At 71.6% G+C, this 18,772-nt stretch carries 21 protein-coding genes; 16 read left to right on the forward strand and 5 right to left on the reverse strand.

Annotated features, from left to right (window positions below; translation table 11 throughout):
- Positions 1-11 precede the first annotated feature (11 nt).
- From ACFWU3_RS10940 to ACFWU3_RS10955, 4 genes are all read left to right on the forward strand, one after another.
- Positions 12-1,331: a sensor histidine kinase gene (locus ACFWU3_RS10940; RefSeq protein ID WP_384434389.1), complete on the forward strand. Its 1,320-nt coding sequence runs from the start codon at positions 12-14 to the stop codon at positions 1,329-1,331.
- Entirely contained in the window at positions 1,328-2,011 is a 684-nt protein-coding gene (locus ACFWU3_RS10945; protein ID WP_313946506.1) for a response regulator transcription factor, read from the forward strand. Before ACFWU3_RS10940 ends, ACFWU3_RS10945 begins: the two co-directional genes overlap by 4 nt.
- A 360-nt stretch (positions 2,012-2,371) precedes the next feature.
- The gene (locus tag ACFWU3_RS10950; RefSeq protein WP_384434393.1) at positions 2,372-3,448 is read left to right on the forward strand and encodes an alpha/beta hydrolase; all 1,077 of its coding nucleotides are present in this window, start codon (positions 2,372-2,374) and stop codon (positions 3,446-3,448) included.
- Positions 3,445-4,635, forward strand: coding sequence for an acyltransferase (locus tag ACFWU3_RS10955; protein ID WP_384434396.1), 1,191 nt, complete (start codon positions 3,445-3,447; stop codon positions 4,633-4,635). Before ACFWU3_RS10950 ends, ACFWU3_RS10955 begins: the two co-directional genes overlap by 4 nt.
- Positions 4,636-4,703: 68 nt before the next feature.
- Here the strand turns inward: ACFWU3_RS10955 and ACFWU3_RS10960 are convergent, their stop codons facing one another.
- Both ACFWU3_RS10960 and ACFWU3_RS10965 read right to left on the reverse strand, forming a co-directional pair.
- Positions 4,704-5,720 (reverse strand): aldo/keto reductase, encoded by a 1,017-nt coding sequence (locus tag ACFWU3_RS10960; RefSeq protein WP_384434399.1) that lies wholly within the window; start codon positions 5,718-5,720, stop codon positions 4,704-4,706.
- A 6-nt stretch (positions 5,721-5,726) separates the two neighbouring features.
- The gene (locus tag ACFWU3_RS10965; RefSeq protein ID WP_313946502.1) at positions 5,727-6,182 is read right to left on the reverse strand and encodes a MerR family transcriptional regulator; all 456 of its coding nucleotides are present in this window, start codon (positions 6,180-6,182) and stop codon (positions 5,727-5,729) included.
- Positions 6,183-6,267: 85 nt separating this feature from the next.
- Here ACFWU3_RS10965 and ACFWU3_RS10970 point away from each other — a divergent pair, with 85 nt between their 5' ends.
- From ACFWU3_RS10970 to ACFWU3_RS10980, 3 genes are all read left to right on the forward strand, one after another.
- A complete protein-coding gene (locus ACFWU3_RS10970) occupies positions 6,268-6,729 on the forward strand; it encodes a GNAT family N-acetyltransferase (protein ID WP_384434404.1) in 462 nt (153 codons plus the stop codon).
- Between the two features lie 166 nt (positions 6,730-6,895).
- Entirely contained in the window at positions 6,896-7,615 is a 720-nt protein-coding gene (locus tag ACFWU3_RS10975) for a DUF1275 family protein (RefSeq protein ID WP_384434407.1), read from the forward strand.
- Between the two features lie 45 nt (positions 7,616-7,660).
- The gene (locus tag ACFWU3_RS10980) at positions 7,661-8,476 is read left to right on the forward strand and encodes a serine hydrolase domain-containing protein (RefSeq protein WP_384434410.1); all 816 of its coding nucleotides are present in this window, start codon (positions 7,661-7,663) and stop codon (positions 8,474-8,476) included.
- On the opposite strand, the gene ACFWU3_RS10985 is transcribed toward ACFWU3_RS10980, so the two are convergent.
- A complete protein-coding gene (locus tag ACFWU3_RS10985) occupies positions 8,442-8,915 on the reverse strand; it encodes an ATP-binding protein (RefSeq protein ID WP_384434414.1) in 474 nt (157 codons plus the stop codon). The genes ACFWU3_RS10980 and ACFWU3_RS10985 overlap by 35 nt on opposite strands.
- Positions 8,916-8,998: 83 nt before the next feature.
- Between ACFWU3_RS10985 and ACFWU3_RS10990 the strand changes: the two genes are divergently transcribed.
- From ACFWU3_RS10990 to ACFWU3_RS11000, 3 genes are read left to right on the forward strand one after another with little or no spacing between them, the layout of a single operon-like run.
- On the forward strand, positions 8,999-9,865 hold the full coding sequence (locus tag ACFWU3_RS10990; protein WP_384434417.1) for a helix-turn-helix transcriptional regulator: 867 nt from the start codon (positions 8,999-9,001) through the stop codon (positions 9,863-9,865).
- Entirely contained in the window at positions 9,807-10,070 is a 264-nt protein-coding gene (locus tag ACFWU3_RS10995) for a DUF397 domain-containing protein (RefSeq protein WP_384434420.1), read from the forward strand. The genes ACFWU3_RS10990 and ACFWU3_RS10995 overlap by 59 nt, the downstream gene beginning before the upstream one ends.
- A gap of 20 nt (positions 10,071-10,090) precedes the next feature.
- Positions 10,091-11,299 carry a hypothetical protein gene (locus ACFWU3_RS11000; RefSeq protein WP_384434423.1) on the forward strand — a complete coding sequence of 403 codons (1,209 nt, stop codon included), beginning with the start codon at positions 10,091-10,093 and terminating at the stop codon, positions 11,297-11,299.
- A 16-nt stretch (positions 11,300-11,315) separates the two neighbouring features.
- Here the strand turns inward: ACFWU3_RS11000 and ACFWU3_RS11005 are convergent, their stop codons facing one another.
- Entirely contained in the window at positions 11,316-11,972 is a 657-nt protein-coding gene (locus ACFWU3_RS11005) for a pirin family protein (protein WP_384434426.1), read from the reverse strand.
- Positions 11,973-12,064: 92 nt separating this feature from the next.
- Here ACFWU3_RS11005 and ACFWU3_RS11010 point away from each other — a divergent pair, with 92 nt between their 5' ends.
- The 5 genes from ACFWU3_RS11010 to fabF all read left to right on the forward strand — a co-directional run bounded on the left by ACFWU3_RS11010 (position 12,065) and on the right by fabF (position 16,956).
- Positions 12,065-13,249 (forward strand): helix-turn-helix domain-containing protein, encoded by a 1,185-nt coding sequence (locus ACFWU3_RS11010; protein ID WP_313946493.1) that lies wholly within the window; start codon positions 12,065-12,067, stop codon positions 13,247-13,249.
- An 89-nt stretch (positions 13,250-13,338) separates the two neighbouring features.
- Complete coding sequence (locus ACFWU3_RS11015; RefSeq protein WP_313949023.1) at positions 13,339-14,256, forward strand: ACP S-malonyltransferase; 918 nt, start codon at positions 13,339-13,341, stop codon at positions 14,254-14,256.
- Positions 14,257-14,272: 16 nt separating this feature from the next.
- Entirely contained in the window at positions 14,273-15,304 is a 1,032-nt protein-coding gene (locus ACFWU3_RS11020) for a ketoacyl-ACP synthase III (RefSeq protein ID WP_384434431.1), read from the forward strand.
- A 62-nt stretch (positions 15,305-15,366) separates the two neighbouring features.
- Positions 15,367-15,615 (forward strand): acyl carrier protein, encoded by a 249-nt coding sequence (locus ACFWU3_RS11025; RefSeq protein WP_313946491.1) that lies wholly within the window; start codon positions 15,367-15,369, stop codon positions 15,613-15,615.
- A gap of 78 nt (positions 15,616-15,693) precedes the next feature.
- Positions 15,694-16,956 (forward strand): beta-ketoacyl-ACP synthase II, encoded by a 1,263-nt coding sequence (gene fabF / locus ACFWU3_RS11030; RefSeq protein WP_327684411.1) that lies wholly within the window; start codon positions 15,694-15,696, stop codon positions 16,954-16,956.
- 135 nt (positions 16,957-17,091) lie between these two features.
- On the opposite strand, the gene ACFWU3_RS11035 is transcribed toward fabF, so the two are convergent.
- Positions 17,092-17,586 carry a DUF3145 domain-containing protein gene (locus ACFWU3_RS11035; RefSeq protein WP_313946489.1) on the reverse strand — a complete coding sequence of 165 codons (495 nt, stop codon included), beginning with the start codon at positions 17,584-17,586 and terminating at the stop codon, positions 17,092-17,094.
- Positions 17,587-17,846: 260 nt separating this feature from the next.
- On the opposite strand from ACFWU3_RS11035, the gene ACFWU3_RS11040 reads away from it, so the two are divergent.
- A complete protein-coding gene (locus ACFWU3_RS11040; RefSeq protein ID WP_384434436.1) occupies positions 17,847-18,755 on the forward strand; it encodes an SGNH/GDSL hydrolase family protein in 909 nt (302 codons plus the stop codon).
- Positions 18,756-18,772 lie beyond the last annotated feature (17 nt).

Genomic DNA, 18,772 nt, shown 5'->3' on the forward strand with positions numbered 1-18,772 from the left:
CTGATCAGGCCATGTCCCAGTCTCCCCGGTCCTCCCCCTCGCGACGCTCCCGCGCGTTGCGCGGCGCCCAGGACAATCTGCGTCTCCTCGCCGCCGACCTCCGTACGCCGTCGTCGTCCACCGCCCCGCTCTTCGGCTCGGTCGAGAAGCGGTGGCTGCGGCTGACGCCGTACGTGGTGGTGTTCGCGTTCGTCGTGACTCTGCTGCCGGTCACGGTCAGTGTGCTCGTCAACGACTACCGGCTGAACGGAGCGGTCGCCGGTGCGCTGGCCACCGCCCAGACCGTGCCGCTGCTGCTGGCCCTCACCCGCCCGCTCCAGGCGTGGTGGATCGTGGCCGCGGCGGATGTCGCCGGCGCGTTCGCGCTGATGGGCGCCGCCGGGACCGTGGACCGGAGCTGGCCGTGGACGCCGATGGTGGTCATCGGGTACCTCGTCCTGATGGCCTGCCTCGGGCTGCGGGAGCCGCGCCGTACGCTGCTGGCCGTCTGGCTGGCGACCGGAGCGGTGGGGTGGCTGTTCGAACTGATCTCGCAGGACCGCAGCGACGGCATCCATCTGCTGCTGTTCGTCCTGAGCGGGGTGGTGCTGGTCGTCACCGGCGCGCTGCGCGAACGCGGCGACGCACAGCGCCGGCTGGTCGTGCAGGAAACCATCAGCGAGGCGGAGCGGGCGCAGCGCACGGTCCTGGAGGAGCGGGCGCGGATCGCGCGCGAGCTGCACGACGTCGTCGCCCACCACATGTCGCTGATCACGGTGCAGGCCGATTCCGCGCCGTACCGCATCGAGGGCCTGCCCGACGCGGCGCGCGAGGAGTTCGGGGCGATCGCCGCGGGCGCCCGTGAGTCGCTGACGGAGATGCGCCGGCTGCTGACGGTGCTGCGCAGCGAGGGCACGGAGGGCGAACTGACCCCGCAGCCCGGGCTCGACCGGGTGCAGCAGCTGGTGGAGGCGACCGTACGGGCGGGCGTGCCGGTGGAGTTGGCGCTCGGAGTGCCGGACGACCCGGTGCCGCAGGCGGTCGATCTGTCGGCGTACCGCATCGTGCAGGAGGCGCTCGCCAATGTGGTGCGGCACGCGCCCGGGGCGCCGACCCGGGTCTCGGTGACGTCCGACGGCACGGATCTGACCGTCCTCGTCGTCAACCTCCCGGCGGAGGAACGCACGTCACCGCTGGAGACCACCGGCACCGGACACGGTCTGGTCGGTATGCGGGAACGCGTACGGCTGACCGGCGGAACACTGGACACCGGCCCGCTGCCGGACGGCGGCTTCCGGGTGGCCGCGCGGCTTCCGCTGGCCACTCCCCCCACTTCGGAGGACCCTTCGTGACCATCCGCGTGATCATCGTCGACGACCAGGCCATGGTGCGGGCGGGCTTCGCCGCGCTGCTGGCCGCGCAGTCCGACATCGACGTGGTGGGCGAGGCGCCGGACGGCCGGGCGGGCGTGGACGTGGCGCGTTCCACGCACCCCGACGTGGTGCTGATGGACGTCCGGATGCCGGAGATGGACGGCCTGGCCGCCGCCCGCGAGATCCTCCACCCGCCGGTGGGAGTCGTGCATGTGCCCAAGGTGCTGATGCTGACCACCTTCGACGTGGACGACTACGTGTACGAGGCGCTGCGGGCGGGTGCGTCCGGATTCCTGCTGAAGGACGCGCCCCCGGCGGATCTGATCGCGGCGGTACGGGTGGTGGCGGCGGGCGAGGCGCTGCTGGCCCCCTCGGTCACCCGCCGGCTGATCGCCGAGTTCGCCTCCCAGCGGCAGGCGCCGCGGAAGGACCCCTCCCTGCGGCTGAACGGCCTGACCCCGCGCGAGACCGAGGTCCTGGAACTGATCGCGCGCGGTCTGTCCAACCAGGAGATCGCGGCCCATCTGGTGCTGGCGGAACAGACGGTGAAGACGCACATCGGCAGGGTCCTGTCGAAGCTGGCGCTGCGGGACCGGGCGCAGGCAGTGATCTTCGCGTACGAATCGGGCCTGGTCCGGCCCGGGGCGGCCGACTCCTGAGCCTGCGGGTGCGCCTGTTCCCGTGCCCGGACCTGCTGCCGGGCCTGCGTGTACACGTGCTTCCGGCAGCAGGTTCCTGAGCCTGCTTCCTGCTGCCCGTTCCTGAGGTTGCGGGTGCGCCTGTTCCCGCACTTGCTTCCGTATGTGCTTCCGGCAGCCGGTTCCGGCGGTCCGTTCCTGAGCCTGCTTCCTGCTGCCCGTTCCTGAGCCTTCAGGCGCACCTTCCCGCCCGCCCGTCTCCGCCCGCTCATACCCCGGTAGCACCTTCGACCTGGCTCCCCGGGGTGACGCCCCCTCACCCATCCCCTTCCTACCTTCCCTCCGTCACGCAGACGGACGAGCGAGAGGAAGGGCGGGAGCATGCGCCGCTACAAACGAACCCTGGTGGCTGTTGCGTTGGCGACGACCGTCGTCTCCGGGACCGCCGGCTGGGCCTCCGGGAGCGCGCAACGGCCGGTCACCGGTCCGCCGCCCGGGACCGCCGAGTGGAACGCCGACCGCTCCCTCGGCCGCGCCCTGCCCGACCCCGCCACCGCCGAGCCCACCCAAGTAGCGGACTTCTTCCGCACGTTGGACCCCGCCGCCCGGCAGCGTCTCGCCCACCGCCACCCGCTCGTCGTCGGCAATCTGGACGGCGCACCCGTCGCCCTGCGGTACGAGGCCAACTCCCGTGCCCTGCGCGGCACTCCGCTCGCACGACTGGCGGAGCCCGGGCGGCAGATACTCGCCTTCGACCCCCGCGGCCGCGGCCAGGTCGCCGAGGTCTACGGCGACCTGGAGCACGCCCGCCATGTGTCGGTGATCGTGCCGGGGTCCGACATGGACGCCGGGACCTTCGACCGCGCCAAGGACCCGTACGGCACGCCCGCCGGGATGGCCAACTCCCTCCGGGCGGCGACGGACCCCGGCACCGCCGTCATCGCGTGGACCGGCTACACCACCCCCGTCGGTGTCGGGCTGGACGCCGCCACCGGCGACCTGGCCGAGGCCGGCGCCGTACGCCTGACCCGCTTCGCCGACGGGCTGGCGGCGGTCGACGCACCGCGGCCGAGCCTGTTCTGCCACAGCTACGGCTCCGTCGTCTGCGGTCTCGCCGCCGGTGACCTTCGGGCCGCCGACATCGTCGTGCTCGGCTCCCCCGGGATGCGCGCCGGCTCCGTCCGCGAACTGCGCACCGACGCCCGGGTGTGGGCCGCCAAGGACGCGTCCGACTGGATCTCCAAGGTCCCGCACGTCGAACTCCTCGGGCTCGGCCACGGCAACGACCCCGCCTCACCCGCCTTCGGCGCACGCCCGGTTCCCGCCGAACGGGCCGAGGGGCACACCGGCTACTTCGCCCCCGGCACCGACTCGCTCCGGCACTTCGCCGCCATCGCGACCGGCCGTGCGGCGTCCGCGGGGCCCGCATCCGCGAGGCACGAAGGAGACGTCCGATGAGACTCGCCGAGAAGATCGAGGCCCGCACACCCGCCCACCGCGACCGTGCCGTCGACGGGCTGCGAGCGCTCGCCCTGCTCGCCGTGCCGACCGGGCACTGGCTGCTCGGCGGCTTCACCCTCGACGCCGACGGAGCCCTGCACAACGCCAGCCCGCTCGCGACGTTCGGCTTCTTCGCCCCGGTCAGCTGGGTGCTCCAGATGCTCGGGATCTTCTTCCTGGTCGGCGGCTACGCGTCCGTGCTCTCATACCACCGCCGCCCGGGCTCCACCGCCCAGTGGCTGAAGCAGCGCATCGCCCGCCTCGGTCGGCCGGTGCTCGGAGTCACCGCCGTCTGGGCCGCGATGATCCCCGTCCTGTACGCGCTCGGCGTGCCCGGCACGACGCTGCGCACCGGCTCGACGCTGGTCGTCCAACCCCTGTGGTTCGTGGGCGTGTACACCGTGGTGACGGCGCTGACCCCGTGGTGTGTGCGCCTCGCCCGCCGGCTCGGGGCGTGGGCGGCAGCGCCGCTGCTCGTGAGTGTCGCCGTCGTGGACGTCCTGCGCTACGGGCCGTACGCCGACGCCGTGCCGTCCTGGCTGAGCGTCCTCAACATCCTTCCGGGCTGGCTCTTCGCGTACCAGCTCGGCGTCAGCTGGGGCGAAGGGCGCCTCGGCCGCCGGCACGCCCGGGTCCTGCTCGTCGGCGGCGCGGCGCTCTTCGCCGTGCTGCTGCTGGTCTTCGACTACCCGGCGTCGATGGTCGGTGTGCCGGGCGAGACCCGTACCAACTCCCATCCGCCGTCGCTGCTGGTGCTCGCCCTGGCCTCGGTGCAGAGCGGCGCCGCGATCCTGCTCCGCGACCGGATCGCCCGGCTGCTGACGCGGCCGGCGCTCTGGGCCCCGGTCGTGGTCGTCAACCTGTCGGCGATGACGATCCTGTGCTGGCACCAGACGGCGATGCTGGCGGCGGCGGTCCCGGGAGCGTTCGCCGGTGCCGTACCCGGTCTGACGACCGCACCCGACTCGCTCGGCTGGATCCTCGCCCGGCTGGCGTGGCTGCCGCTGTTCGCCGGGCTGCTGGTCCTCATCGGCCGGTACGCGCGCCGGTTCGAGACCCCGTGGACGAAGACGACGAGAACCCGCCGCGCGGCAGCGGGGCTGCTCGCGGCGGGCTTCGCCGTCTTCGCACTGGGCCTCGCGTAGTCGGCTCAGGCTTCTGGGCTCAGGCGCGGGTCGTAGACGGCTCAGGCTTCTGGGCGCAGGCGCGGGTCCTACACCTCCCGCGCCGCCGACGTCGACGACATGTCCGGGTAGCGGTCGCCCGCCACCTGCCCGGCGATCGGCTCCAGCAGCGCCAGTTCCTCGTCGGTGAGCGTCAGCCTCGTCGCCCCGAGGTTCTCCCGGAGCCGGGACGCCTTGCGGGTGCCTGGGATCGGAACCACGGGCAGCCCGTGCACCCGGGACTGCTGCTGCACCCAGGCCAGTGCCACCTGGGCGAGGGTCGCGTCGTGCGCGTCGGCGATCTTGCGGACCGGTTCGAGCAGCGCCGCGTTGTTCCGGGCGTTGTCCCCGGTGAACCGGGGCTGGTACTGCCGGAAGTCGCTCTGCGACAGGTCCTTCGTGGCGTCGGCGAAGGCACCCGTCAGGAATCCGCGTCCGAGCGGGGAGTACGGCACCAGCGCGACACCCAGCTCGGCCGCCGCGCCCACCGCGCTGCGCTCCACGTCCCGGCTGAACAGCGACCACTCCGACTGGAGGGCCGCGATCGGGTGCACGGCGTGCGCCTCGCGCAGTTCGGGGCCGGTGACCTCGCTCAGCCCGAGGTGCCTGACCTTGCCGGCGGCGACCAGCTCGGCCATCGCGCCGACGGACTCGGCCAGCGGAACGCCCGGGTCACGGCGGTGCATGTAGTAGAGGTCGATCACTTCGGTCTTCAGCCGCGAGAGGCTCGCGTCGACGGCCTGGCGGATGTACGCGGGGTCGTTGCGCACAGCCCGGTACTGCGGGTCGTCGGTCCGCTCGATGGCGAACTTGGTGGCCAGGGTTATCTCGTCGCGGTGCGCGCCGAAGAAGGGTGCGAGGAACTCCTCGTTGGCGCCCCGCCCGTACACGTCGGCCGTGTCGAAGAGCGTGACACCTCCTTCCAGCGCCGCTTCCAGGGTTTCGCGGGCGGCCGTCTCGTCGGTGTCGCCGTAGAACTCGCTCATGCCCATGCAGCCGAGGCCCTGCACGCCGACCAGCGGGCCCCCGGTCCCGAGACGAACCTGTTCGATCTTGGTGGTGCTCATCAGGGTTCAGACCCTCTCCGGCGCCCGGTGGGCGCCCGCGTAGAACTCGATCTTGTGGTCCAGCACGGCGAGGGTGTCCTGGAGTTCCGCGATCCGCGCGAGAACGTCACGCCGGGTCTGCTCCAGCAGCTCCTGCCGGGCATCGAAGGTGTGCTCGCCGGCCCGCACCATCTCGGCGTACCGGACCATGTCCGCGACGGGCATTCCGGTCAGCCGCAACTTGCCGACGAAGGCGAGCCAGTCGAGGTCGCGATTGGTGAAGCGCCGCTGCCCGGTGTGCGACCTGTCGACATGCGGCATCAGCCCGATCCGCTCGTACCAGCGCAGGGTGTGCGCGGTGAGTCCGGTGAAGGCGGCGACCTCGCTGATCGTGTAGCGGTCCTGCCCCTCCGGGCGCGGGTGCGCGCGGGGAGCCGCTTTGCAGAGATCCGTCCGTACGGGAGTGCTCTCGATCAGCGTCATACCTCCACGCTAAAACCTTCGAGTGCACTCCAAGCAAGCAGAATCCGATGGCAGTTTTGCGGGTGCCCGCATTAGCGTCCCGCTCATGACTGCCGCCCGCCGGGCAACGCCCGAAGACGCCCTGGAACTGGTCCGCCTCCGCAAGGTCATGCAGGACTCGTGCCACGGCCCGAACCCCGACGTCAGCTGGCAGCCCGCGGCCGTCGCGACCCTGCGGGCCAGGCTCGCCGAGCCGGACGGCGATCTGACGGCGTTCGTCGTCGACCGGCCGGGCGGGCTCGCGGCCTGCGCGGTCGGCATCATCGAGCACCGGCTCGGCGGTCCGGGCAACCCGCGGGGTGTCAGCGGCTACGTGTTCAGTGTCGCGACCGACGCCGACATGCGTCGGAGGGGCCACTCCCGCGCCTGTATGGAAGCGCTGCTGGCCTGGTTCGAGGAACGCGGCGTACGCAAGATCGATCTGCGGGCCTCCTCCGAGGGCGAGCCGCTCTACACCTCGCTGGGCTTCGCCCGGACCCCCGACCCCGCGATGCGGCTCACCCTTTAGGGCTGCGGGGGCGCGGGCACGCGGTGTCGTCCCCGGCGGTACGGCCCGGCCGGGGCAAGATCGGGAGGTCCGCGGCACAGGCGCCGGGGCGAGACCGGAGACACCGTCAGGAGCCAGCCGTGCACGATGATCCGATGCCGCGACGGCTCCGGGGGCCCGGTCTGCGTTGACGGACTTCCGTGAGCGAGCCGTACTGGGGGCCCTGTCCCTGCTGTCCGTGACGACGGGCGCGGTCGACGCCCTCAGTTTCCTGGTCCTCGGCCATGTCTTCACCGCGCTGGCGACCGGGAACCTGCTGTTCCTGGCCTTCGCCCTCGGCGGCACGAGCGACATCCCGTCGGCCGTCCCCTCGACCGTGTCGCTGGCCGCGTTCGTCCTCGGTGTGGTCTGCGGCAGCGCGCTGATCAGACTGCTCCGTCGGCGCCGCCCGTTCTGGCTCCCCCATACGCTGGCGGCCGAAGCGGTCCTGCTGGCCGTGGCGGCGGTGGTGGCCCTCGGCTGGCCCGGGGACGGTTCCGTGTCCTCCGGGCAGCGCTACGCCGTGATCGGCCTGGTCGCCCTGGCGATGGGTCTGCGCAACATCGGGGTGGTGCGGGCCCCGATCACCGGGATGACGACGCTGCTCATCCAGATCCCCCTGGTCACCCTGATCGGCACCCTGCTGGTCCCCGGGACCACGGCATCCGGCGGGCGGGAGATCCGGTTCGTCCGGCCCGTCGCCACGGTGGCGGGCATGTTCCTGGGCGGGCTGGCCGGCACGCTGATGGTGCCCTGGGGTCCCTCGCCCGCGCTGTTCGTGCTGTCCGGCGTGGTGGCGCTCATCGCGGCCTCCGGCCTGCTGCTGTCCCCCGGCGACGCGGAAACGGTCGCCGGGCGGTCGGTGTGACGCCCGCCCGGCGGTCCCGGCTGACACGCGGCTAGGCTCGCAGGCATGCAGAGCCTGGCGAAGATCGAGAACTGGCCCGTACCGACCGCGGCTGCCGCCGTCGTCCGAGCGGACGGAACCGTCGCCGGCTCGCACGGCCCCGTCGCACAGCGCTTCCCGCTCGCCTCGGTCACCAAGCCGCTCGCCGCGTACGCGGTACTCGTGGCGTACGAGGAGGGCGCGGTCGAGCTGGACGAGCCCGCGGGTCCCGAGGGGTCCACGGTGCGCCACCTTCTCGCCCACACCTCCGGGCTCGCCTTCGACGAGCACAAGCAGACCTCGGCGCCCGGCACGCGCCGGATCTACTCCAACGCCGGCTTCGAGCAACTCGCCGACCATGTCGCCAAGGCCACCGAGATCCCCTTCCCGGAGTATCTGCGCCAGGCGGTGCTGGAGCCGCTGGGGATGACGGCGACGACGCTCGACGGCTCCCCGGCGAAGGACGGCACCTCGACCGTGGACGACCTGGTGCGCTTCGCCGCCGAGGTACAGGCGCCCCGGCTGCTGGACGCGCGGACCGTGCTGGAGGCGATGAGCGTCGTCCATCCGGGTCTGTCGGGCATCCTGCCCGGCTACGGGAACCAGAAGCCGAACGACTGGGGTCTCGGCTTCGAGATCCGCGACGGCAAGTCCCCGCACTGGACGGGCAGTTCGTCCTCACCCCGCACCTTCGGCCACTTCGGCCAGTCGGGCACGTTCCTGTGGATCGACCCGGACGCGCAGGCGGCGTGCGTGGTGCTCACCGACCGCGCCTTCGGGCCGTGGGCGATCGAGGCGTGGCCGCCGTTCACGGACGCGGTCCTGGCGGAGCTGCGGGGCTGAGCCGTCCCGGCCGGTCGTCCGGTGACGAGGCAAGGCACTCGAACCACACGGTCTTGCCCTGCCCGCCGGCATGCGGCTGCACGCCCCACCGGTCGGTGACCGCCTCGACCAGCAGTAACCCCCGTCCGCCGTCGGCCAGTTCGTCGCGTGCCGCCGGCTCGGGCAGCTTCGGACAGTCGTCGGCCACCTCCACGCGTACGCCGTCGGCCCGCAGAAGGATGCAGGTGCGGCAGCGGCGCCCGGGGACATGCCGTACGACGTTCGCGATCAGCTCGGTGAGCGCCAGCTCGGCCGCGTCGGCCACATCGAGCAGCCCGGAGCCTTCGAGGTAGAACCGCAGGATGCGCCGCAGGTGCCGGGCGGAATGGTCGGCCACCGCGAAGTCGGTGCGGTACCGGGCGGCGGCCTCGTTCACCTGCGGATCGGTTACGTGATTCATGTCACCAGCGTGCGATGCGCCGGTTACGCTCGGCTACGAACCGAAACGAACGCCGCGAGGCGTTGCAGGCCGGAGGTGCCCCCGTGGCCAACATCCAGTCACTCGACCCCAGCGCATCCCCGCTCGACTACTACGGCTGGGAGCTGCGCCGCCAGCGCGAGGCCCACGGGCTCAAACAGGGCCAGTTGGGCGAGATCATCTTCTGTACGGGCTCGCTCATCGGCCAGATCGAGACGACGAAGAAGGTCCCCACCCGCGACTTCTCCGAGCGGGTGGACGCGGCTCTCGGCACGGACGGGGTGTTCTCGCGCCTGGCCGGTCTGGTGCTGCGCAGCCAGCTGCCCCACTGGTTCCAGCCGTACGCGGAGATGGAGGCGAAGGCGGCGTACATCTCCACGTACCAGGCGCAGTTGGTGTACGGGCTGTTGCAGACGGAGGAGTACGCGCGGGCGGTGCTCGCGACGGGAATGCCGGACGACCTCGACGGGCTGGTGGCGGCCCGCGTGGAGCGCCAGCGCATCCTGGAGCGGGAACGGCCGCCGCTGGCCTGGGCGATCCTCGACGAGGCGGTGCTGCACCGGCCGATCGGCGGGCGTGAGGTGATGCGAAGGCAACTCGGGCGCTTGTTGGAGTTCGTGGGCCACCGCTGGATGCGGATTCAGGTGCTGCCGAATGCAGCTGGTGAACACACAGGTCTGGCGGGGTCGTTCAACCTGCTGCGCTTCGACGACGACCCGGACATCACCTACACCGAGGACATCGCCTCCGGCCATATGACGGCCAACCCCGAGACCCTCAGGGAAGCGGCCCGCCGTTACGCTCACTTGCAGGCCGCCGCCCTCTCCGTAGGGGATTCGGCGACTCTGATCAGGCGTGTGATGGAGGAGCGTTATGCAGACCGGTCCGGAGTTGAGCAACGCGCAGTGGCGCAAGTCCAGTTACAGCGGTAACACCGGTGGCGACTGCGTCGAGTGCACCGTCACCGGCGGCGCCACGTGGCGCACATCCACGTACAGCGGCACCAACGGCGGCGAATGCGTCGAGGTCGCCGACAACTGCCCCGCCGCCGTCCCCGTCCGTGACAGCAAGAACCCCTCCGGCCCCGTCCTGATCCTCGGCGCCGACGCCTGGCGGTCGTTCGTCAGCAGCCTGTGAAGCTCCCGTAGCATCCCCGGATGCGAGACATCGAGGCCCTGATCCCGCAGGCCGGACGCGAAGACGCCGCCGCCCTGCGCGAGTTCGACGCCGACGCGCTCGCGCGGTACGTGGCCGACCGGGCACACCCCTGGTGGCGGCGCAGGCCGTGCGCGCTCGCGCTGGCCGGGCGGGTGCCGGAGGCACGGGTGCCCACGCTGCTCGCGCGGGTCCGTGACTGCGGTGATGTGGGCGAGGTGCGCCGCGCGCTGCTGGACGTGCTCGCGGACCGGGACGAACTCCTGCCCTGGCTGCGGCACGAGGACCGGCGGACGGAGAAGTCGTTCGGCATGCCCGAGGCGTTCCTCCAGGCACGCGGCAGACTCGGCGACCGTACGGCCGTGCGGGAGCTGGCGACGCTCGCGGCCGACCCGTGGCCGCGGAACCAGGCCCTCGGCGAGGCCGGACTCGACGCACTCATCGACCGGTTCGGGCTCGACGCGGTGCTGCACGACCTCGGTGACGCGCGGCCCGAGGACCGTGCCTTCCGGGTCCGTATGCGGGCCCGCGCCGGTGAGGACGTGACCGACGCGCTCGCGGACCCCGACCGCCTTGTCGCTCATCTCGCCCAGTCGCTCGCCGACGACGCGGACCGGCTTCGGCTCTACCTCGATGAGGCCCCGACGACCGAGGCGAAGCTGTGGGCCGCGTACGCGCTGTACCGCCTGACCGAGGACGCCGCCGAGACGCGGGCGATCCACGAGGCGCTCGGCCGTCCCCGGGTCGAGGTCCCCGGTCTGGACGAGGAACTGCGCTCCGCGATCGTGCACGCGTACGCACCGGGCTGCCGTACACAGAGCGACCCGCGCTGGCGCGTCGAGGTGCTGTGCACCGAGCCTCCGCCCCGCGTCGACGTGGACGAACAGCTTCGCCGCGCCACCGCCGCTCTCACCGCGGCCGGGCTCGCACCCAGGAGACCGGTGAGCGCCGGCGAGCACCACCACCAGGGCGACGGCACCTATCACGTGATCGCGTACGGCGGCGGGAAGGAGCTGATGGTCAGTACGCTCGGGCGCTTCGCCACCGATCACGACTGCGACCCCGTTGCCCGCCGGGCCCTCGAATCGGCCGGCTTCCGCTGGATCGACGGGGCCACCGGCGCGATCCGCGTCACCGATCTGTGCGTCTACCACTTCGGCGACCGTGCCCCGCTCGACGTCGCCACGCTGCTGTTCTACTGGCAGGACTGAGGGGCCGGCCGCGCACTCAGCCCAGTTCCCAGACGAGGACCTCCGCCGCCCCCGCTCCCGCCGTCAGCTCCAGGTGCTCGGCGTCCGTGATCCGCGCCGAGTCGCCGGGGCCCAACTCCGCCTTCTCCAGGCGCACTTCACCGCGCACCACATGGACGTACACCGCCGCCGCGTCCGGGACCGCGCTGCGTTCCCCGGCGGACAGACGGCGCACATGCAGCATCGCGCCCGCCTCGGGCAGTGCGTACGGCGTCGAGTCGGCGATGCCGTGGACTATCTCGTACGACGGATCGCCTCCCGGTGCCAGCGGCGCGAGCCACATCTGTACGAAGACCAGGTCCTCGTCGCCGTCGTTGCGCTCCACGTGCCGCACCCCGCCCGCCGCGCTGAGCCGCTGCACGTCCCCGGGGCGTACGACCGTCGCGTGTCCCTGCGAGTCGCGGTGGGTCAGCTCGCCCGAGACGACCCAGGTGACGATCTCGGTGTGACTGTGCGGATGCTCGTCGAAGCCGGCGCCGGGCCGTAGCCGCTCCTCGTTGCACGCGAGGATCGCGCCGAAGCGGAGGTTGTCGGGGTCGTAGTGGCGCCCGAAGGAGAAGGCGTGCAGGGATTCGATGCCCGATCCGGGTGCGCCGCCGCGGTAGCGGTCGGCGGAGCGCCGTACGTCAATCACGAATCCACGGTAGCCCCGGCCCCAGGGCCTCCGGCGCAGGACAACGAACCCCGCCACTTAGCGCCCGCGTCCTGATAAGGCAGTCTTGTCCCGTGCCCGAACCTGCAGCGAACGCCCCTCATCCGCACTCCGCGACCCTGCGCCGACTGGAGCAGTCCTCCGGCCGGCTGGCCGGAGACGCCATCGCACGCATGGACGAGACGCTGCCGTGGTACCGGGCGATGCCGCCCGAGAACCGGTCGTGGATCGGTCTGGTCGCCCAGGCCGGTATCGCCGCTTTCACCGAGTGGTTCCGGCACCCGGAGACCCCGCAGGCCATCTCCACCGACGTCTTCGGCACCGCGCCGCGGGAGCTGACCCGGGCCATCACGCTCCGCCAGACCGTCGAGATGGTGCGCACCACCATCGAGGTCATGGAGACGGCGATCGAGGAGGTGGCCGCGCCGGGCGACGAGTCCGTGCTGCGCGAGGCGCTGCTCGTCTACGCCCGCGAGATCGCCTTCGCGACGGCCCAGGTGTACGCGCAGGCCGCCGAGGCGCGTGGCGCGTGGGACGCCCGGCTGGAGTCCCTCGTGGTCAACGCGGTGCTGTCCGGGGAGGCCGACGAGGGCGCAGTCTCCCGCGCGGCGGCGCTCGGCTGGAACTCGCCCGAGCATGTGTGCGTCATCCTCGGCACCGCGCCGGACGGTGACAGCGAACTGACCGTGGAGGCCATCCGCCGGGCCGCCCGGCACGCCAAGCTCCAGGTCCTCACCGGTGTCCTCGGTGACCGGCTCGTCGTCATCGCGGGCGGCAGCGACAACCCGCTCCAGGTCGCCAAGGCTCTGATCGGGCCTTATGCCGCCGGTCCGGTGGTCGCCGGGCCCGTCGTGCCCGACCTGCTGGCCGCGACCAGGTCCGCCCAGGCCGCCGCCGCGGGTCTCAAGGCGTGTTCCGCCTGGCAGGACGCGCCGCGCCCGGTGCTGGCGGACGATCTCCTGCCGGAGCGCGCGATCGCCTCCGACCCCGCCGCGCGCGAGCAGTTGGTGGAGGAGATCTACAGACCGCTGGAAGAAGCGGGCTCGGCACTTCTGGAAACTCTGAGTGTCTATCTGGAGCAGGCGAGTAGCCTCGAAGGCGCGGCGCGGATGTTGTTCGTCCACCCCAACACCGTCCGCTACCGGCTGCGACGTGTGACAGACGTCACCGGCTGGTCACCCTCCGATGTACGCTCCGCTTTCACACTGCGGATCGCACTCATCCTGGGGCGTCTGGCCGACGGGGATACCCAGTCCTAGACTTTTGTGGGACACCAACAATTCCCCTGACGGTTCTTCGTCCCTGTCCCCACGGGCGTCCGGAGCCGTATACAAGAGAGAGTGTGAGGGTGCTCGTACTCGTCGCTCCCGGCCAAGGCGCTCAGACGCCCGGCTTTCTGACCCCCTGGCTCGAACTCCCCGGCGCCGCCGACCGCATCGCGGCCTGGTCGGACGCCATCGGACTCGACCTCGTCCACTACGGCACGAAGGCCGACGCGGACGCGATCCGCGACACCGCCGTCGCCCAGCCGCTGCTGGTCGCCGCCGGTCTGCTGTCGGCGTCCGCGCTCGGTGACGTGGCGCCCGGCGCCGTCGCCGGCCACAGCGTCGGCGAGATCACCGCCGCGGTGTTCGCCGGTGTCCTCGACGACGTGGCCGCGCTCGGCTTCGTACGGACGCGTGGCCTGGCGATGGCGGATGCCGCGGCCATCACGAAGACCGGTATGTCGGCGCTGCTCGGCGGCGACCCCGAGGTCACCGTGCCGCACCTGGAGAGCCTCGGCCTGACCCCGGCGAACGTCAACGGCGGCGGTCAGATCGTGGCCGCCGGAACGATGGAGCAGCTCGCCGCGCTCGAGGCGGACAAGCCCGAGGGCGTCCGCCGCGTGGTGGCCCTCCAGGTCGCCGGTGCCTTCCACACGCTCCACATGGCCCCGGCGGTCGACAAGCTCGCCGAGGCGGCGAAGACGCTCACGGTGTCCGACCCGAAGCTGCCGTACGTCTCCAACCGTGACGGCGCGGTCGTCAGCTCGGGCGACGAGGTCGTCGAGCGGCTGGTCGGCCAGGTGGCCAACCCGGTCCGCTGGGACCTGTGCATGGAGACGTTCAAGGAGCGCGGTGTGACGGCGCTGATCGAGGTGTGCCCCGGCGGCACGCTCACCGGTCTGGCCAAGCGCGCGCTGCCGGGCGTGCAGACGCTCGCCCTCAAGACCCCAGACGATCTCGACGCGGCCCGCACGCTCGTCGCCGAGCACTCAGCAGCCTGACAAGGAGCCGTAGAGCATGTCGAAGATCAAGCCCAGCAAGGGCGCCCCGTACGCGCGGATCATGGGTGTCGGCGGCTACCGCCCCACCCGGATCGTGCCCAACGAGGTGATCCTCGAGACGATCGACTCCTCCGACGAGTGGATCCGCTCCCGCTCCGGCATCGCGACCCGGCACTGGGCCTCCGACGAGGAGACCGTCGCCGCGATGTCGATCGAGGCGTCCGGCAAGGCGATCGCGGACGCGGGGATCACCGCCGAGCAGATCGGCGCCGTGGTCGTCTCGACCGTCTCGCACTTCAGCCAGACCCCGGCCATCGCCACCGAGATCGCCGACCGGCTCGGCACGGCGAAGGCCGCGGCCTTCGACATCTCGGCGGGCTGCGCCGGCTTCGGCTACGGCCTCACGCTCGCCAAGGGCATGATCGTCGAAGGCTCCGCCCAGTACGTCCTGGTGATCGGCGTGGAGCGGCTCAGCGACCTGACCGACCTGGAGGACCGCGCGACGGCCTTCCTGTTCGGTGACGGCGCGGGCGCGGTCGTCGTGGGCCCCGCCGAGGAGCCGGAGATCGGTCCGACGGTCTGGGGTTCCGAGGGCGACAAGGCCGGGACGATCAAGCAGACCGTGACGTGGGACCGCTTCCACAACGGCGACGTGTCGCAGCTGCCGCTCGACTCCAAGGGCGAGATCAAGTTCCCCGCCATCACGCAGGAGGGCCAGGCGGTGTTCCGCTGGGCCGTGTTCGAGATGGCGAAGGTCGCCCAGCAGGCGCTGGACGCGGCCGGGATCACCTCGGCCGACCTGGACGTCTTCATCCCGCACCAGGCCAATATGCGGATCATCGACTCGATGGTGAAGACCCTCAAGCTGCCGGAGCACGTCACGGTCGCCCGTGACGTGGAGACCACCGGCAACACCTCGGCCGCCTCGATCCCGCTCGCCATGGAGCGGCTTCTGGCGACCGGGCAGGCCAAGAGCGGCGACACGGCGCTCGTCATCGGCTTCGGGGCGGGTCTCGTCTACGCAGCCACGGTCGTTACCCTCCCCTAGGCAACCGGATCTTCCGGGCACCGCCCAGATCAACCCTCTGATTAACACCGAAGGAGCGCCACATGGCCGCCACTCAGGACGAGATCGTTTCCGGTCTCGCGGAGATCGTCAACGAGATCGCCGGCATCCCGGTCGAGGACGTCCAGCTGGACAAGTCCTTCACCGATGACCTGGACGTCGACTCGCTGTCCATGGTCGAGGTCGTCGTCGCCGCCGAAGAGCGCTTCGACGTCAAGATCCCGGACGACGACGTCAAGAACCTGAAGACCGTCGGCGACGCCGCGGACTACATCGCGAAGCACCAGGCCTGAGCCTGAGACGCGCCTGTCGCCACCTGACCGTGGCGTCGTGAACATTCAGCACCCCCTACACGTGGAGAAAGAATTCCTGTGAGCTCGACCAATCGCACCGTGGTCGTCACCGGTATCGGCGCAACCACACCGTTGGGTGGCGACAGCGCATCGACCTGGGAAGGTCTGCTCGCCGGGCGCTCCGGAGTGAAGCCGCTCGAAGGCGAACGCTTCGCCGAACTCCCGGTCCGGATCGCCGCGCCCGCGGCGGTCGACCCCGGCGAGGTCCTGCCGCGCCCGCTCGCCCGCAAGCTGGACCGCTCCGCGCAGTTCGCGGTGATCGCGGCCCGCGAGGCGTGGGCGGACGCCGGCTTCACCGCTCAGGCGGGCGAGGACGAGAACATCGAACCCGCCCGGCTGGGCACCGTGATCGCCTCCGGCATCGGTGGCGTAACGACTCTGCTCGACCAGTACGACGTGCTCAAGGAGAAGGGCGTACGCCGCGTCTCCCCGCACACCGTGCCCATGCTCATGCCCAACGGCCCCTCCGCCAACGTCGGCCTGGAGGTGAACGCCCAGGCGGGCGTGCACACCCCGGTGTCCGCGTGCGCGTCCGGCGCCGAGGCGATCGGCTACGCCGTGGAGATGATCCGCACCGGCCGCGCCGACGTGGTGGTGGCCGGCGGCACCGAGGCTGCGATCCACCCGCTGCCCATCGCCGCGTTCGCCAACATGATGGCGATGTCCAAGAACAACGACGAGCCCGAGAAGGCGTCGCGTCCGTACGACACGGCCCGTGACGGCTTCGTCCTCGGCGAGGGCGCCGGCGTCGTCATCCTCGAGTCGGCGGAGCACGCCGCGAAGCGCGGCGCCAAGGTCTACTGCGAGGTGCTGGGCCAGGGTCTGTCCGCGGACAGCCACCACATCGCGCAGCCGGAGCCGACGGGCCGCGGCATCGCCGCCGCCATGCGCAACCTGCTGGAGACGACGGACCTCAAGCCCGCGGAGGTCGTGCACCTGAACGCGCACGCCACCTCGACGCCCCAGGGCGATGTGGCCGAGGTCAAGGCGCTGCGCCAGGTCCTCGGCGCGGACCTCGACCATGTGGCGGTCTCCGCCACGAAGTCGATGACCGGTCACCTGCTGGGCGGCGCCGGCGGCATCGAGACCGTCGCGACGGTCCTGGCGCTGTACCACCGCACGGCCCCGCCGACGATCAACGTCGACGACCTGGACGAGGCGGTGGACGCCGACATCGTGCGCGGCGAGCCGCGTGCGCTCCCTGAGGGCACGATCGCGGCGATCAACAACTCGTTCGGCTTCGGCGGCCACAACGTGGTCCTGGCGTTCCGCACCGTCTGACCGCCCGTCACAGCCAAGGGGCCCGGCCCCCCTCGGGGGGCCGGGCCTCGGTCGTTCTCGTGCGCGGGCGGCTCGGGGGCGCTCTCGCGCCGGGCGCGCGGGCCGTTCTCCCGCGCTGACGGGTGCCCTGCGGGCTCAGACCACCTGGTGCAGCCAGCGGACCGGGGCACCTTCGCCCGCGTACCGGAACGGCTCCAGCTCGTCGTCCCACGGCTTGCCCAGCAGCTTCGCGATCTCCGCCTCCAGATCCGTCTCCCCCTGGACGGATCGGGCGAGCGCGGCCCGCAGCCGGTCCTCGGGGATCAGGATGTCGCCGTGCATCCCGGTGACGGCGTGGAAGATGCCGAGGTCGGGTGTGGCGCTGTACCGCTCGCCCTCCGCCTTCGCGCACGGCTCGGCCGTGACCTCGAAGCGCAGCAGCTGCCAGCCCCGCAGCGCGGACGCCAGCTTGGATGCGGTGCCCACCTCGCCCTGCCAGGAGAACTCGGCTCTCCAGGTGCCGGGGGATGCGGGCTGTCTGATCCAGTCGAGCTGGACCCGTACACCGAGCACACCCGCGACCGCCCATTCGACGTGCGGGCACAGCGCACGGGGGCTTGAGTGAACGTACAGAACGCCACGTGTCGTCACCGGGACCTCCAGAGTGGGACGAGGATCGCCATTCCCAGCGGCCTCAGTAAACAGCATCAGGAGTTAATCTCCGCAAAAGGGACACCATGTGACGTGATGTAATTTACCGGGACCGATGGGCACGCGGCCTCTGGTCGACGGGGAAAAGCTACCGCGCGCGGGTGGCCGAGGGGTGACGTAATGTCGGTCCTGGGGGCCGTACGCACCAAGCTTTCACCCGCGAGGACGCCATGAACGGGTGATACGGAGGGGAAACGGGGATGCGCGAGACCGTACGAGGCCGCCGTGTGCGCACGGCGGCCGCGGCACTGACGGCCGTCGCGCTCCTGGCGACCGGCGCCCTGACGGGATGTGACTCCTCGTCGGACAACCGGGCGAACGGCTCACCCGCCAAACGGCGGCCCCCGCCCGCCCCGGTATGGGACCGCAGCCCGGACTCGATCGCCGCCGTCGGTGACTCCATCACCCGGGGCTTCGACGCCTGTGTGGTGCTCTCCGACTGCCCCGAGGTGTCCTGGGCGACCGGCTCCGACGCCACGGTGAACAGCCTCGCGCTGCGGCTGATGGGCGCGCCCGCCGTCGCCGAGCGTGCCTGGAACTACGCCCGGTCCGGCGCGGAGGTCTCCGATCTGCCCGCGCAGATGACCCAGGCGGCGGCCAGGAAGCCGGAACTGGTGACGGTGATGGTCGGCGCGAACGACGCCTGCGCGGACACCACCGCGAGCATGACGCCCGTCGAGGAGTTCCGTACGTCCTTCACGGGCGCCCTGCGGGAGCTGCGGCGCACCGCGCCCAAGTCCCAGGTCTACGTCTCCAGCGTGCCCGACCTGAAGCGGCTGTGGTCGACCGGGCGGGGCAATCCGCTGGGCCGGCAGATCTGGAAGCTGGGGATCTGCGCCACGATGCTGGGCGACGCCGAGGACGAGAGTGTGCGGGCGCAGCAGCGGCGGACCGAGGTGCAGGACCGGGTGAAGGCGTACAACGGCGTGCTGAGGGACGTGTGCGCCAAGGACCGGCGCTGCCGTTACGACGGCGGGGCGGTCTTCGACTACCGGTTCAGCGGCGACCAGTTGAGCCGCTGGGACTGGTTCCACCCGAGCAAGAACGGCCAGGGGCGGCTCGCCGAGATCGCGTACCGCAACATCACCGCGGTGCGTCCGCCGGTCTGACCGGCCGGAGGCACGAC

The sequence above is a fragment of the Streptomyces sp. NPDC058685 genome, assembly GCF_042714725.1.
Classification (GTDB): Bacteria; Actinomycetota; Actinomycetes; order Streptomycetales; family Streptomycetaceae; genus Streptomyces.